Source organism: Alcanivorax sp. NBRC 102024 (assembly GCF_001602235.1).
Lineage (GTDB): Bacteria > Pseudomonadota > Gammaproteobacteria > Pseudomonadales > Alcanivoracaceae > Alcanivorax.
The window spans coordinates 1-15,572 of sequence record NZ_BDAS01000020.1 but is presented as its reverse complement, the minus strand read 5'-3'; the positions used below and the strand labels follow the sequence as shown (position 1 = coordinate 15,572).

11 protein-coding genes and 1 tRNA gene are annotated in these 15,572 nt (G+C 56.7%); all 12 read right to left on the bottom strand.

Going from position 1 to position 15,572, the window contains the following annotated elements; genetic code table 11:
- Nucleotides 1–31 precede the first annotated feature (31 nt).
- Complete coding sequence (fusA, locus tag A0251_RS16830; RefSeq protein ID WP_062817998.1) at nt 32–2,131, bottom strand: elongation factor G; 2,100 nt, start codon at nt 2,129–2,131, stop codon at nt 32–34.
- A gap of 79 nt (nt 2,132–2,210) precedes the next feature.
- Nucleotides 2,211–2,681, bottom strand: a complete 471-nt coding sequence (gene rpsG / locus A0251_RS16825; protein WP_062817997.1) for a 30S ribosomal protein S7 — start codon at nt 2,679–2,681, stop codon at nt 2,211–2,213.
- A 139-nt stretch (nt 2,682–2,820) separates the two neighbouring features.
- On the bottom strand, nt 2,821–3,195 hold the full coding sequence (gene rpsL, locus A0251_RS16820) for a 30S ribosomal protein S12 (protein WP_022986299.1): 375 nt from the start codon (nt 3,193–3,195) through the stop codon (nt 2,821–2,823).
- Between the two features lie 152 nt (nt 3,196–3,347).
- Nucleotides 3,348–7,550 (bottom strand): DNA-directed RNA polymerase subunit beta', encoded by a 4,203-nt coding sequence (gene rpoC / locus A0251_RS16815; protein WP_062817996.1) that lies wholly within the window; start codon nt 7,548–7,550, stop codon nt 3,348–3,350.
- A gap of 97 nt (nt 7,551–7,647) precedes the next feature.
- The gene (gene rpoB, locus A0251_RS16810; RefSeq protein WP_062817995.1) at nt 7,648–11,790 is read right to left on the bottom strand and encodes a DNA-directed RNA polymerase subunit beta; all 4,143 of its coding nucleotides are present in this window, start codon (nt 11,788–11,790) and stop codon (nt 7,648–7,650) included.
- Between the two features lie 146 nt (nt 11,791–11,936).
- Nucleotides 11,937–12,314: a 50S ribosomal protein L7/L12 gene (gene rplL / locus A0251_RS16805; protein ID WP_062817994.1), complete on the bottom strand. Its 378-nt coding sequence runs from the start codon at nt 12,312–12,314 to the stop codon at nt 11,937–11,939.
- Between the two features lie 65 nt (nt 12,315–12,379).
- Nucleotides 12,380–12,910, bottom strand: coding sequence for a 50S ribosomal protein L10 (rplJ, locus tag A0251_RS16800; RefSeq protein ID WP_062817993.1), 531 nt, complete (start codon nt 12,908–12,910; stop codon nt 12,380–12,382).
- A 309-nt stretch (nt 12,911–13,219) separates the two neighbouring features.
- Entirely contained in the window at nt 13,220–13,915 is a 696-nt protein-coding gene (rplA, locus tag A0251_RS16795) for a 50S ribosomal protein L1 (protein WP_062817992.1), read from the bottom strand.
- 3 nt (nt 13,916–13,918) lie between these two features.
- Nucleotides 13,919–14,347 (bottom strand): 50S ribosomal protein L11, encoded by a 429-nt coding sequence (gene rplK / locus A0251_RS16790; protein ID WP_062817991.1) that lies wholly within the window; start codon nt 14,345–14,347, stop codon nt 13,919–13,921.
- 114 nt (nt 14,348–14,461) lie between these two features.
- On the bottom strand, nt 14,462–15,004 hold the full coding sequence (nusG, locus tag A0251_RS16785) for a transcription termination/antitermination protein NusG (protein WP_062817990.1): 543 nt from the start codon (nt 15,002–15,004) through the stop codon (nt 14,462–14,464).
- A gap of 9 nt (nt 15,005–15,013) precedes the next feature.
- Nucleotides 15,014–15,388 carry a preprotein translocase subunit SecE gene (secE, locus tag A0251_RS16780; RefSeq protein ID WP_062817989.1) on the bottom strand — a complete coding sequence of 125 codons (375 nt, stop codon included), beginning with the start codon at nt 15,386–15,388 and terminating at the stop codon, nt 15,014–15,016.
- Nucleotides 15,389–15,431: 43 nt separating this feature from the next.
- A tRNA-Trp gene (locus tag A0251_RS16775) sits at nt 15,432–15,507 on the bottom strand.
- Nucleotides 15,508–15,572 lie beyond the last annotated feature (65 nt).

Below are 15,572 nucleotides of genomic sequence, written 5' to 3'. Positions count from 1 at the left end.
GCTCTATACCCTTAACAAATTAACCGTAAATTTAAGATTTTTTGCCGCTGATCACTTCATCAGCGATGTTCTTCGGTGCTTCAGCGTACTTCAGGAACTCCATGGAGTAACTGGCACGACCCTGAGACATGGAACGCAGGTCGGTAGCGTAGCCGAACATTTCAGACAACGGCACCTCGGCACGAATAATCTTGCCGGCCATGGTGTCTTCCATGCCCTGAACGATACCACGACGACGGTTAAGGTCGCCCATTACGTCACCCATGTAATCTTCCGGGGTTACCGCTTCTACCTTCATGATAGGCTCAAGCAGTACCGCACCAGCTTCCTTCGCTGCGTTCTTCACAGCCAGGGCACCCGCCATACGGAAAGCGTTTTCGTTGGAATCCACCTCATGGTAGGAACCATCGTACAGAACCGCTTTCACACCCAGGATCGGATAACCGGCCAGAACACCGGACTGCAGCTGCTCATCGATACCCTTCTGCACTGCACCGAAGTATTCCTTCGGAACCGTACCACCGTGAATCTGCTCCTCAAACTGGAACTCTTCATCACGATCGATGGGCTCGAACTTCACCTTAACGTGACCATACTGACCACGACCACCGGACTGCTTGACGAACTTGCCTTCCACGTCAGCCGGACGGGTAAAGGTTTCACGGTAGGCCACCTGAGGCGCACCGATGTTGGCTTCAACCTTGAATTCGCGCTTCATACGATCCACGAGAATATCCAGGTGCAGCTCACCCATACCAGAGATGATGGTCTGGCCGGTTTCTTCGTCGGTCTTAACCCGGAAAGAAGGATCTTCCTGCGCCAGACGCCCCAGAGCCAGACCCATTTTTTCCTGGTCGGCCTTGGACTTCGGCTCTACCGCTACGGAAATTACCGGATCCGGGAATTCCATACGCTCGAGAACGATGATGTTGTTCAGGTCGCACAGGGTGTCACCGGTGGTGATATCCTTCAGACCCACACAGGCAGCGATGTCGCCAGCCAATACTTCCTTGATCTCTTCACGGCTATTCGCGTGCATCTGCAGCAGACGACCCACACGCTCTTTCTTCTGGCGCACGGAGTTCATCACGCTGTCACCGGAGTTCAGCACACCGGAGTAAACACGGATGAAGGTCAGGGAGCCCACAAACGGGTCCGTGGCAATCTTGAACGCCAGCGCGGAGAACGGGGCCTTGTCAGAAGACTCGCGGGACTCAACCGTCTCGCCATCTTCCAGTACACCCTGAATCGCTTTTACTTCATCAGGTGCCGGCAGGAATTCGATAACCGCATCCAGCAGCGCCTGAACGCCCTTGTTCTTGAACGCAGAGCCACACAGGCCCAGAACGATCTCATTGGCCAGAACCTGCTGACGCAGACCCGCCTTGATTTCGTCGTTATTGAGCTCGCCGCTTTCCAGGTACTTTTCCATCAGCTCTTCAGAGCCTTCGGCCGCAGATTCCATCATCTGCTCACGAAGCTCGTCACAACGGGCCTGGATGTTTTCCGGGATGTCGCGCTCTTCATAGGTCATGCCCATGTCGTCTTCGTTCCAGAAGATCGCTTTCATCCGGATCAGGTCGACAACACCTTTGAACTCGTCTTCCGCACCAATGTTGTACTGAATCGGCACAACCTTGGCACCCAGACGATTACGGATCTGGTCACAAACACGGTCGAAATCGGCACCGGCGCGGTCCATCTTGTTGACGAACACGATACGCGGCACTTCGTATTTGTTGGCCTGACGCCATACGGTTTCAGACTGGGGCTCAACACCGGAGGAACCACAGAACACAACAACCGCACCATCCAGTACACGCAGGGAACGCTCTACCTCAATGGTAAAGTCAACGTGCCCGGGAGTATCAATGATGTTGATACGGTGCTGGTCATACTGCTGGTCCATACCCTGCCAGAAGGTAGTGGTGGCAGCAGAGGTAATGGTAATACCACGCTCCTGCTCCTGCTCCATCCAGTCCATGGTGGCAGCGCCGTCATGCACCTCACCAATCTTGTGAGACACACCGGTGTAGAAAAGAATACGTTCGGTAGTGGTAGTTTTACCCGCATCTACGTGTGCGCAGATACCGATATTACGATAGCGATTGAGAGGAGTCTTACGTGCCACGCGGCTAACCTCGATTCACTGGTTCAAATATAGAAACCGGCCTGAAGTTAGGCCGGCTTCACTCGATTGCCTTCTGCTATTAGAAGCGGAAGTGAGAGAAGGCCTTGTTGGCCTCGGCCATGCGATGCACGTCTTCACGCTTCTTCATCGCTGCGCCTTTGCCTTCGGCGGCATCCATCACTTCGCCGGCCAGACGAGCAGGCATGCTCTTCTCGCCACGCTTACGGGCAGCATCTACCAACCAGCGCATTGCCAGGGCGGTACGACGGCTGGGACGAACCTCAACAGGAACCTGGTAAGTGGCACCACCGACACGGCGGCTCTTTACCTCGACGGCGGGACGAATATTGTCCAGCGCCTTCTCGAACATCTCCAGGGAATCAGCCCCTTTGCGTTCGCTGATGATATCCAGGGCACCGTACACGATGCGCTCGGAAACAGATTTCTTACCACTGACCATGACATGGTTCATGAACTTGGCCAGCAACTGGCTTCCAAACTTAGGATCCGGAAGGATCTCACGTTTGGCGACAACGCGACGTCTTGGCATCGGATGTGTTCCTCTAACATTCCCGCGGTGGGCGGGGAAATCTTCAGGTAATTCCGGAACGGCATGCCGTCCGGACCTTACTCATCCCTCCGCAGCCTTGAGGGCTACGGCATTCAGAAAAGGTGCTCGGTTACTTCAATTACTTCTTGGGACGCTTGGCGCCATACTTGGAGCGACGCTGTTTGCGATCCTGCACACCTGCCGTATCCAGGGTTCCACGCACAGTGTGGTAGCGCACACCGGGAAGGTCTTTTACACGACCGCCACGGATCAGGACTACGGAGTGCTCCTGCAGGTTATGACCTTCACCACCGATGTAGGAAGAGACTTCATAACCATTAGTCAGACGCACACGACACACTTTACGCAGTGCGGAGTTCGGCTTCTTCGGGGTAGTGGTGTACACCCGAGTGCAAACGCCGCGACGCTGGGGGCAGCCCTGCAGGGCTACGGAGTCGCTCTTTTCTACCTTGCTTTTGCGCGGCTTGCGCACCAGCTGGTTTACAGTTGCCATGAAACTACTGCCTCACGCTTACAGTTCTGTGACAGAAACCGTCACTTGACGGTTCTGGCACCCATTTACTGCCCATAGAACAGGGGGGCAGCGATTGTAGGGAGCCCCCGGCACCACGTCAAGATGCCAGGAACTCCGTCACTCGCCAGCAATCACTCGTCAGAGGAGCTGAGAGCCTCGGACAAGGCGGCTTCCACCTCATCCATGGTGGGCGCTTCCGGTCCGCGTGCCTCGACACGCTGACGGCGGCGCTCCAGGTGGTGAGCATAGCCGGTACCCGCTGGCACCAGACGCCCTACTACCACGTTTTCCTTCAGACCGCGCAGGTCGTCTTCCTTGCCGGTGACCGCCGCTTCGGTCAGAACCCGGGTAGTCTCCTGGAAGGACGCGGCGGAGATGAACGACTCGGTGGCCAGGGATGCCTTGGTAATACCCAGCAGCTGACGCTCGTACTGGGGCAGCATTTTGTCCTCAGCCTTGAGACGCTCGATCTCTTCCATCACGCGGGCGTATTCCGCCTGCTCGCCCTTGATGAAGCGGGACTCGCCCACTTCCAGGATTTCCACTTTACGCAGCATCTGACGGATGATCGTTTCAATGTGCTTGTCATTGATCTTCACACCCTGCAGGCGGTAAACCTCCTGCACCTCGTTAACGATATAACGAGCCAGCTCGGATTCACCCATCAGGCGCAGGATATCGTGGGGGTTGAGCGGACCGTCAGAGACCACTTCACCCTTTTCCACTTTCTCACCTTCGAACACGTTGAGCTGGCGCCACTTGGGAATCAGCTCTTCGTAGGTGTCACCACCGTCATCCGGGGTAATCACCAGGCGAACCTTGCCTTTGGTTTCCTTGCCGAAGGACACGGTACCGGTCTTCTCGGCCAGGATGGCAGCCTCTTTCGGGTTCCGTGCCTCGAACAGGTCGGCAACCCGGGGCAGACCACCGGTGATGTCACGGGTCTTGGAGGATTCCTGCGGAATCCGCGCAATCACGTCACCCACGGAGATGCTGGCACCATCCTTGAGACCACACAGCGCACCACCCGGCAGCAGGTACTGGGCCGGCATGTCAGTGTTGGGCATCAATACCGCCTTACCCTTGCCATCAACCACACGCACTACGGGGCGCATGTCCTTACCGGCGGCGGGACGGTTCTGGGTACCCAGCACTTCGATGTTGGTCAGACCGGTCAGTTCGTCGGTCTGGTGGTTTACGGTGATACCTTCTTCCATATCACCGAACTGCACCTTGCCTTCCACTTCCGCGATGATCGGGTGGGTATGGGGATCCCAGGTGGCAACCACCTGACCGCCATCAACCTGATCACCTTCGCCCACGGTCACAGTCGCACCATAGGGCAGCTTGTAACGCTCACGCTCACGGCCCAGCTCATCCGCTACCGCCAGGTCGGCGGAACGGGAAACGATCACCAGACCGTCCTTGTGCTGTACGTGCTTGGCGTTATGGAAACGCACCTTGCCGCCGTGCTTGATCTGGATGCTGGACACCGCAGACGCCCGGCTGGCCGCACCACCGATGTGGAAGGTACGCATGGTCAGCTGGGTACCCGGCTCACCGATGGACTGGGCGGCAATAACGCCCACCGCTTCACCCACATTGACCTGATGGCCACGGGCCAGGTCACGGCCGTAACAGGTGGAACACACACCCCAGCGGGTGGCACAGGTGATCGGCGAGCGCACCAGCACCTCATCCACACCCATGGATTCGAGCTTGTTGACCCATACTTCATCCAGCAGGGTGCCGGCTTCCGCCAGGACTTCGTCCTGCTGCAGCGGGTTCATCACATCCCGGGCCACCACACGACCCAGAACACGCTCACCCAGACCTTCCACCACGTCACCGCCTTCAATCAGCGGCGCCATCAGCAGGCCTTCCTCGGTACCACAGTCATCCTCGGTGACGACCAGATCCTGAGCCACGTCCACCAGACGGCGGGTCAGGTAACCGGAGTTCGCCGTCTTCAAGGCGGTATCGGCCAGACCTTTACGGGCACCGTGAGTGGAGATGAAGTACTGGAGTACGTTCAGACCTTCACGGAAGTTACTGGTGATCGGCGTTTCGATGATGGAACCATCCGGCTTCGCCATCAGACCACGCATACCGGCCAGCTGACGAATCTGTGCCGGGGAGCCCCGCGCACCGGAATCGGCCATCATAAAGATAGAGTTGAAGGAGCCCTGCTCTTCGTCCTCGCCGTCGCGGTTTTTCACCACTTCGACGCGCAGGTTTTCCATCATTGCCTTGGCGATCTGGTCGTTGGTACGGGCCCAGATATCCACCACCTTGTTATAACGCTCACCACGGGTTACCAGACCGGAAGCGAATTGCTCCTCGATCTCGCGAACCTCGTCTTCGGCCGCGTCAATCATGGTGTACTTGGCATCCGGGATCACCATGTCTTCCACACCAATGGAGGAACCGGACAGGGTGGCTTCGCGGAAGCCCAGGTACATCAGCTGGTCGGCAAAGATACAGGTTTCTTTGGTACCCAGAATCCGGTAGCAGGTGTTCAAAAGCTTGGAAATCGCCTTCTTGGTCATGTTCTGGTTGACCATGGCGAAGCCCAGACCGGTGGGCACGATATCCCACAGCTTACAGCGACCCGGAGTGGTATCAGCGATAAAGGTGCGCTCTTCAACGCCACCTTCCAGATCACGCACCACTTCATGAACACGCACTTTCACCCGGGCATGCAGATCAACCTGCTTGTTGGCCAGGGCACGCATCACTTCCTTGGTGTCGGCAAAAATCTGGCCTTCACCCTTGGCGTTCACCTTTTCGCGGCTGATGTAGTACAGACCCAGTACCACGTCCTGAGTCGGGCCGATGATGGGCTCACCATTGGCCGGCGACAGGATGTTGTTGGTGGACATCATCAGCGCGCGAGCTTCCAGCTGGGCTTCCAGGGTCAGCGGCAAATGCACCGCCATCTGGTCACCATCGAAGTCCGCGTTGAAGGCCGCACACACCAGCGGATGCAGCTGGATCGCCTTACCTTCAATCAGTACCGGCTCGAACGCCTGGATACCCAGACGGTGAAGGGTCGGCGCCCGGTTCAACATGACCGGGTGCTCGCGAATCACTTCCGCCAGGATATCCCAGACCTCGGCAGTTTCGCGCTCGACCATTTTCTTGGCCGCCTTGATGGTGGTCGCCAGACCACGGGCTTCCAGCTTGGCAAAGATGAACGGCTTGAACAGTTCCAGCGCCATCTTCTTGGGCAGGCCGGTCTCGTGCAGCTTGAGAGACGGCCCCACCACGATCACGGAACGACCGGAGTAGTCTACCCGCTTACCCAGCAGGTTTTGACGGAAACGACCCTGCTTACCCTTGATCATGTCAGCCAGGGATTTCAGCGGGCGCTTGTTGGAACCGGTGATGGCACGGCCACGACGGCCGTTATCCAGCAGCGCATCCACGGATTCCTGCAGCATGCGCTTTTCGTTGCGCACGATGATGTCCGGGGCGCTCAGGTCCAGTAGACGCTTGAGACGGTTGTTCCGGTTGATCACCCGACGGTACAGATCGTTCAGGTCGGAGGTGGCAAAACGGCCACCGTCCAGCGGTACCAGCGGACGCAGATCCGGCGGCAGCACCGGCAGCACGGTGAGAATCATCCACTCCGGCTTGTTACCGGAATCCTTGAAGGCTTCCATCAGCTTCAGACGCTTGGACAGCTTCTTCAGCTTGGTGTCGGAGTTGGTGGATTCCACTTCTTCGCGCAGGATCTTGATCTCTTCGACCAGGTCCAGCTCCATGAGCAACTGCTGTACGGCCTCGGCACCCATCTTGGCTTCGAATTCGTCACCGAACTCTTCCAGGGCATCGAAGTACTCTTCGTCAGTCAGCAGCTGACCACGCTCAAGGGTGGTCATGCCCGGCTCAGTCACCACAAAGGACTCGAAGTACAGAACCCGCTCGATATCACGCAGGGTCATGTCCAGCATCAGACCGATACGGGACGGCAGCGACTTCAGGAACCAGATGTGCGCGGTAGGGCTGGCCAGTTCGATATGGCCCATGCGCTCACGGCGAACCTTGGAAAGGGTGACTTCGACGCCACACTTCTCACAGATCACACCACGGTGCTTGAGACGCTTGTACTTGCCGCACAGACACTCATAGTCCTTGATCGGACCAAAGATACGCGCACAGAACAGGCCATCCCGTTCCGGCTTGAAGGTACGATAGTTAATGGTTTCCGGCTTTTTCACTTCGCCGAAAGACCAGGAGCGGATCAGATCCGGCGGTGCCAGAGAGATCTTGAGTTTATCAAACTCCGTGACTTGTCCCTGACTTTTAAGCAGATTCAGCAGGTCTTTCAAGGCCAGTCCTCCGTAGCGAGCTTTACGCTCTCAATTCTTTCCTAAACCCGGGTAACAACGCGAGCCGCTCCCCCACAGGGAAGCGGCACACATCGCTTCAGTCGTTTTCCAACTCGATATTGATACCGAGAGAGCGGATTTCCTTCAGCAATACGTTGAAGGATTCCGGCATACCCGGGTCCATACGGTGATCACCATCCACGATGTTCTTGTACATACGAGTACGGCCATTCACATCATCGGACTTCACGGTAAGCATTTCCTGCAAGGTGTAGGCGGCACCATAGGCTTCCAGCGCCCACACTTCCATCTCACCGAAACGCTGACCACCAAACTGCGCCTTACCACCCAGCGGCTGCTGGGTTACCAGGCTGTAGGAGCCGGTGGAACGGGCATGCATCTTGTCGTCCACCAGGTGGTTCAACTTCAGCATGTACATGTAGCCAACGGTGACCTTGCGATCAAACTTCTCACCGGTACGGCCATCCCAGAGTTGCATCTGACCGGAACGATCGTAACCGGCAAGCTCCAGCAGTTCCTTGATCTCGAATTCCTTGGCGCCGTCAAATACAGCGGTTGCCATGGGAACACCACCAACCAGGTTCTGGGCCAGCTCAATGATTTCGTCATCGCTGAAGCTGTCCAGATCTTCCGGTGAACCACCGGCACCTGCCTTGTTGTAGATCTTGTCCAGGAAGCCGCGAATTTCCGCCACTTTCTTCTGCTCGGCCAGCATCTCGCCGATACGCTCACCAAGACCCTTGGCAGCCCAGCCCAGGTGGGTTTCCAGAATCTGACCCACGTTCATACGGGACGGTACACCCAGCGGGTTCAACACCACATCCACCGGCACACCGTGCTCGTCGTACGGCATATCTTCTTCCGGCATGATCACGGAGATCACACCCTTGTTACCGTGACGGCCCGCCATCTTGTCACCGGGCTGGATACGACGCTTGATAGCCAGGTAAACCTTGACCACTTTCAGCACGCCATGAGCCAGGTCATCACCGCCAGAGATCTTGGCCTGCTTGTCCCGGTAGCGCTCGTCCTGCTCTTTCTTGTGCAGTTCCAGATACTGCTGGGCACGCTCAAGCTGCTCGGCCACATCGTCGTCGGCCGGGCGCAGCTCGAACCACTTGTCCGCATCCAGATTGTCCAGCGCATCGGCAGTCAGCTCGGTGCCACGCTTGAAGCCGGCACCACCGTTAACCTTTTTGCCCACCAGCACGGTGCGCAGACGCTCCAGGATATCCTGCTGAACGATACGGAACTCGTCTTTCAAGTCCTTGCGGAACTGGTCCAGGGAGTCCTGCTCGATCTGCTTGGCTCGCTCATCTTTCTCCACGCCATCGCGGGTAAAGACCTGCACGTCGATGACGGTACCCTTGACGCCGGATGACACTCGCAGGGAGGTATCTTTCACGTCAGAGGCTTTCTCACCGAAGATGGCACGCAACAGCTTCTCTTCCGGGGTCAGCTGGGTCTCACCTTTCGGTGTCACCTTGCCAACCAGAATGTCGCCAGCGCCCACTTCCGCACCGATGTAAACAATGCCGGACTCGTCCAGTTTGGACAGTGCCGCCTCGCCCACGTTGGGAATATCGGCAGTGATTTCTTCCGGACCCAGCTTGGTGTCACGGGCGATCGCGGTCAGCTCCTGAATATGAATGGAGGTGAAACGATCTTCCTTGACCACCCGCTCGGAGATCAGGATGGAATCCTCGAAGTTGTAGCCGTTCCAGGGCATGAACGCCACGCGCATGTTCTGACCCAGGGCCAGCTCGCCCATGTCCACGGACGGGCCATCAGCCATGATATCGCGGGCAGCAACCCGGTCACCCACTTTCACCAGCGGACGCTGGTTGATGCAGGTATTCTGGTTGGAACGGGTGTATTTGGTCAGGTTGTAGATATCTACACCCGCTTCCCCTTCGTTCACTTCGTCATCGTTCACTTTCACGATGATCCGTGATGCATCCACCTTGTCGACGATACCGCCACGGGTTGCCACCACACACACGCCGGAGTCACGGGCCACGTGACGCTCAAAACCGGTACCTACCAGCGGCTTGTCGGCACGCAGGGTGGGCACAGCCTGACGCTGCATGTTGGAGCCCATCAATGCGCGGTTCGCATCATCGTGCTCGAGGAACGGAATCAGTGACGCCGCCACAGACACGACCTGGCGAGGAGACACATCCATATGGGTAATGGTGTCACGCTCCATCACGGTAAATTCGTAGCGGTGACGAACCGTCACGAAGTCTTCCGCGAAACCGCCCTCGTCGGTCATCTTCGCGTCTACCTGTGCGATCACGCACTCGGCTTCCTCGATGGCTGACAGATATTCGATTTCTTCGCTGACCTTGCCGTCAATGACCTTCAGATACGGCGACTCCAGGAAGCCGTACTCGTTGGCGCGGGCATAGGTGGCCAGGGAGTTGATCAGACCGATGTTCGGACCTTCAGGGGTCTCGATCGGACACACACGACCGTAGTGGGTCGGGTGAACGTCACGAACCTCAAAGCCGGCACGCTCACGGGTCAGACCACCGGGGCCCAACGCGGATACACGACGCTTGTGCGTGATCTCGGACAGCGGGTTGTTCTGGTCCATAAACTGGGACAGCTGGGAAGAGCCAAAGAACTCTTTCACGGCAGCCGCCACCGGCTTGGAGTTGATCAGGTCCTGGGGCATCAGGCCTTCGGATTCTGCCAGGCTCAGACGCTCCTTGACCGCACGCTCCACACGCACCAGACCCACACGGAACTGGTTTTCGGCCATTTCACCCACGGAACGCACACGACGGTTGCCCAGGTGATCGATATCATCCACCACACCGTTACCGTTGCGGATGTCGACCAGGGTGCGCAGCACCTCGATGATGTCGGAGGTTTCTTCACCCATCTGGGCAAAGTACTGCTTGCCTTCCTCATCGGTACGGGAGCTGAAGTAGCGACCGTCATAGAGGATACCGGGACCGGTTTCGTCTTCGCGACCGAGACGACGGTTGAACTTCATACGCCCCACACCGGACAGGTCGTAACGCTCGTCAGTGAAGAACAGGTTCTTGAACAGGTTTTCCGCCGCTTCCTTGGTGGGCGGCTCACCCGGACGCATCATGCGGTAGATCTCGACCAGTGCCTCCAGGGGAGTCCGGGTCGGGTCAGCACGCAGGGTGTCGGCCATGAACGGGCCGTTGTCCAGGTCGTTGGTGTACAGGGTTTCGAAATCGGTAATTCCGCCCTGCTCCAGCTTCTCCAGCGTTTCCGCTGTCAGCTCGGTGTTACACTCCACCAGGATCTCGCCGGTGTCCTGATCAATGATGGATTTGGCCAGGTACTTGCCCTGCAGGTATTCGGCAGGAATTTCCAGGTACTCGATATTGGCCTTTTCCAGCTGGCGAATGTGGCGCGCAGTAATACGACGGCCACGCTCCACCACGACTTCACCGTCCGCCAGGATATCGAAGGTCGCGGTTTCACCACGCAGACGCTCCGGCACCAGCTTCATGCGGTAAATGCCGTCTTCCACTGCAATCTCGTTGGTCTCGAAGAACATCTCCAACACTTCGTCGGAGGTATAGCCCAACGCACGCAGCAGGATCGTCGCCGGCAACTTGCGGCGACGGTCGATCCGGACGAACACCTGGTCCTTGGGATCGAATTCGAAGTCCAGCCAGGACCCACGGTAAGGAATCACCCGGGCGGAATAGAGCAGCTTGCCGGAGGAGTGAGTCTTGCCTTTATCGTGGTCGAAAAACACACCGGGGGAACGGTGCAGCTGGGACACAATGACACGCTCGGTACCGTTGATCACAAAGGTACCGTTTTCGGTCATCAGGGGCATTTCGCCCATGTAGACCTGCTGTTCACGGATATCCTTGATAGCCCCACTGGATTCCTTGTCATAGATGACCAGACGAATCCGTACGCGCAGCGGTGCGGCGTAGGTGGTACCACGAACAGTACATTCTTTTACATCAAAAACAGGCTTGCCGAACTCATAGCCGGCATACTCCAGCGCGGCATTCCCGGAATAACTTGAAATCGGAAATACTGACCGGAAAGCGGCTTCCAGACCCTGGTCCAGACGCTCTTCTGCACTTTTATCCTGCTGCAGAAATTTACGGTAAGAATCGAGCTGTATGGCCAGAAGGTACGGGACCTCCATAACCTTCGGAAGCTTGCCGAAATCTTTGCGGATCCGCTTTTTCTCAGTGAATGAGTATGCCATCTGCGTTCCTCAGCTGTTGATCTATCACCCTTGGGTGATATTTCTGCATGAAACCTCTCATACAGAAACGACAAAAGGCTGGCAGCCCTCAAGCTGCCAGCCGGTGCCTTTCCGCATTATTGTGGAAAGGCATTGCGCAAATGCGCTTACTTGAGCTCGGCAGTACCGCCAGCCTCTTCGATCTTTTTCTTGATCTCTTCGGCTTCGTCCTTGGAGGCGCCTTCTTTAACAGAAGCAGGTGCACCTTCAACGAGCTCTTTGGCTTCTTTCAGACCCAGACCGGTTACTTCACGGACAGCCTTGATCACGCCAACTTTCTTGTCACCGAAACCGGTCAGAACAACGTCAAACTCGGTCTTTTCTTCGGCAGCAGCTTCACCACCAGCGGCAGCTGCAGGAGCAGCGGCAACAGCGGCAGCGGCGGTTACGCCGAATTTCTCTTCCATGGCCTCGATCAGTTCAACGAGGTCCATAACGCTCATATCGGCGATAGCGCCGAGAATATCTTCTTTGGAAACGGCCATTTTCAATCTCCTAAATCACCACACGGGCGATCCGATTGGATCGGGTAGTTACGCAGCCTGACAAATCAGGCGGCACTCTGTTTCTGGTCCTTGACTGCAGCAACCGTGCGAACAAATTTGCCGGGCACCTCGTTGAGGGTACGAACAAACTTGGCCACCGGGGCCTGCATAACGGACATGAGCTGAGAAAGTGCTTCGTCGCGAGTCGGCAGCTTGGCCAGGACATCAATGTCCTGAGGACCATACGCTATACCACCCACAGCCAGAGCCTTAACTTCCAGCGCGTCATTGTCTTTAGCAAAATCCTTGATGAGGCGGGCAGCTGCACCCGGATCATCCTGGGAAAAAGCCAAAACAGTGGGGCCAACCAGAACGTCGCTCAGACACTCATAATCAGTGTCTTTCACGGCGAACTTCGCCAGCGTATTACGTACCACTTTCAGGTACACGCCGGTTTCACGGGCCTTACTACGCAACTCAGTCATCTGAGAAACAGTGAGACCACGATAGTCAGCAACCACAGCAGACAGCGCTTCAGTAGCTACAGCATTGACCGAAGCAACAATCGCCCGTTTGTCCTCCAGATTCAAAGGCATGTTTACCTCCTGGATTCACAAACATTAACCGTCAAAATCGACTGCAATCTGATTTCGAGGCGGTCGCCAGGGCCGGTTTCCCGGCCATTATCGCGGAGCCACAACCTGAACAAGTCAGGAAACAACTACCGCGCCTGCGCAGGCGGTTACCCCTTAATCCCGGTTTGTTACTTGCCTCATAAAGGCAGACTCCAAACAGAACCGGAAACCTGCGGTCTTTGACGCCCCGACGAGACCCTCATTGAAGAGTGAGTCATCGGGATCAAAGCCCTTGCGAACCTGGCCAGCAAGCACCAGGCTCAAATTCAGTTACATCGCCAGTGACGCCGGATCGATATTCAGACCGGGGCCCATGGTGGTGGACAGGGTCACCTTCTTGAAATAGGTACCCTTGGCAGATGACGGCTTGGCTTTCTTCAGGTCAGCCAGCAGCGATTCCACGTTTTCCTTGATCGCATTGGCGTCAAAACCTACCTGGCCCACGGTGCAGTGCACGATGCCGCCTTTGTCGGTGCGGTAACGAACCTGACCACCCTTGGCGTTTTTCACGGCCTGGGCAACATCAGGAGTTACAGTACCCACCTTCGGGTTAGGCATGAGACCACGGGGACCCAGGATGGTGCCCAGCTTGCCGACAACGCGCATGGCGTCAGGGGAAGCGATGACCACATCAAAGTTGATTTCACCGCCCTGAACCTGCTCGGCCAGGTCGTCGAAACCTACCACGTCGGCACCGGCTTCTTTCGCTTCTTCAGCCTTGGCGCCCTGAGCAAATACCGCCACGCGAACGGTTTTACCCGTACCGTGGGGCAGCACGGAAGCACCACGAACGTTTTGATCAGATTTACGCGGGTCAACACCCAGGTTCACCGCCACGTCCAGGGATTCCTTGAACTTAACGGTGGACAGCTCGGCCAGCAGGGCCACAGCTTCTTCTACCTGGTACAGTTTGCCAGCTTCCACTTTTTCCCGGATGGCGCGGGTACGCTTGGACAACTTAGCCATTGGTTAACCCTCCACATCCAGGCCCATGGAACGGGCAGAGCCCGCGATAGTGCGCACAGCGGCTTCCAGATCAGCAGCAGTCAGATCCGGCTCTTTGGCCTTGGCGATCTCTTCCAGCTGCTCACGGGTTACCTTGCCCACTTTCTTGGTGTTCGGCTCACCAGAACCGCTCTTGATACCGGCCGCTTTCTTCAGCAGGTAAGAGGCCGGCGGCGTCTTCATGGTGAAGGTAAAGGAACGGTCGCTATAAACGGTGATAACAACAGGAACCGGCGCACCGGCATCCAGCTGCTGGGTCTGGGCGTTGAACGCCTTACAGAACTCCATGATGTTCACACCGTGCTGACCCAGAGCGGGACCAACCGGCGGGGACGGGTTAGCCTGACCCGCTGCTACCTGCAGCTTGATGTAGGCTTGGACTTTCTTCGCCATTGCAAGACTCCTTGGGTGCAAACGCCACGCTGACAGCGGGCTCCCCTCAGGTTGTCAAAACACCCCGGCCGCTTTTCAGCGACCAGGGCACCATAAATCCGTTGCCGGGCAGTATCAGGTCTTTTCGACCTGACCAAACTCCAGCTCTACCGGTGTTGAACGACCGAAGATCATTACTGCCACCTGCAAGCGGCTCTTTTCGTAATTCACTTCTTCGATCACACCATTGAAGTCGGCAAAGGGGCCATCGTTAACACGCACCACTTCACCCGCTTCAAACAATGTCTTCGGCTTCGGCTTCTCCACCGCATCATCCATGCGACGAAGAATGGCATCTGCCTCTTTCTGGGTAATCGGCGAGACACGACCCGGATTCTTCGGATCTTCGCCAATAAAGCCCATTACCTTCGGGGTTTCTTTAACCAGGTGCCAGGAGTCATCACACATCTCCATTTGCACCAGCACATAACCCGGGAAGAACTTGCGTTCGGACTTGCGCTTTTGGCCACCCTTGATCTCTACCACTTCTTCGGTAGGAACCAGGATTTCACCAAAAAGCTCTTCCATAGAACGCAATTTAACGCGCTCTTCCAGGGCGCGTTTTACGTGCTTCTCGAAACCCGAATAGGCATGTACCACATACCAGCGCTTTGCCATGTTTACCCCTTAGCCAATAACCCAGGACATGAGCCCACCGAGAATCCAGTCGAGCACAAACAGCAACAGGGCCACAATCACAACAAAGACAAGCACAATCAACGTGGTCTGCAGGGTTTCCTGACGCGTCGGCCACACCACTTTACGCAGCTCGACCATGGAATCCTTGCGAAGCTGATTGAATGCCTTGCCCTGCTCGGTCTGCAGAGCAAAGAACACTGCGACCAGGGCAACAGCAACAACACCGACCACCCGGTAAAGAGTGGGCTGCTCGGAGAAATAGCTATTACCGACGACAGCGGCGGCCACCAGGCCAACCACCAGCAACCACTTCACCGCCTCGAAGGCGGCAGAGCCGGAACGTGCTTCTGTTTTCTCGCTCATCTTACGATGCACCCCACCACCCAAGTGGCAGCCTTGGGAAAATTGGCAGGCCAGGAGGGACTCGAACCCCCAACAGCCGGTTTTGGAGACCGGTGCTCTACCAATTGAACTACTGGCCTGTAACTCTGAAATCCTTAAACAAAACAGGGTGGCAGGCTAGCCCGCCACCCTTGATCACCGCGAC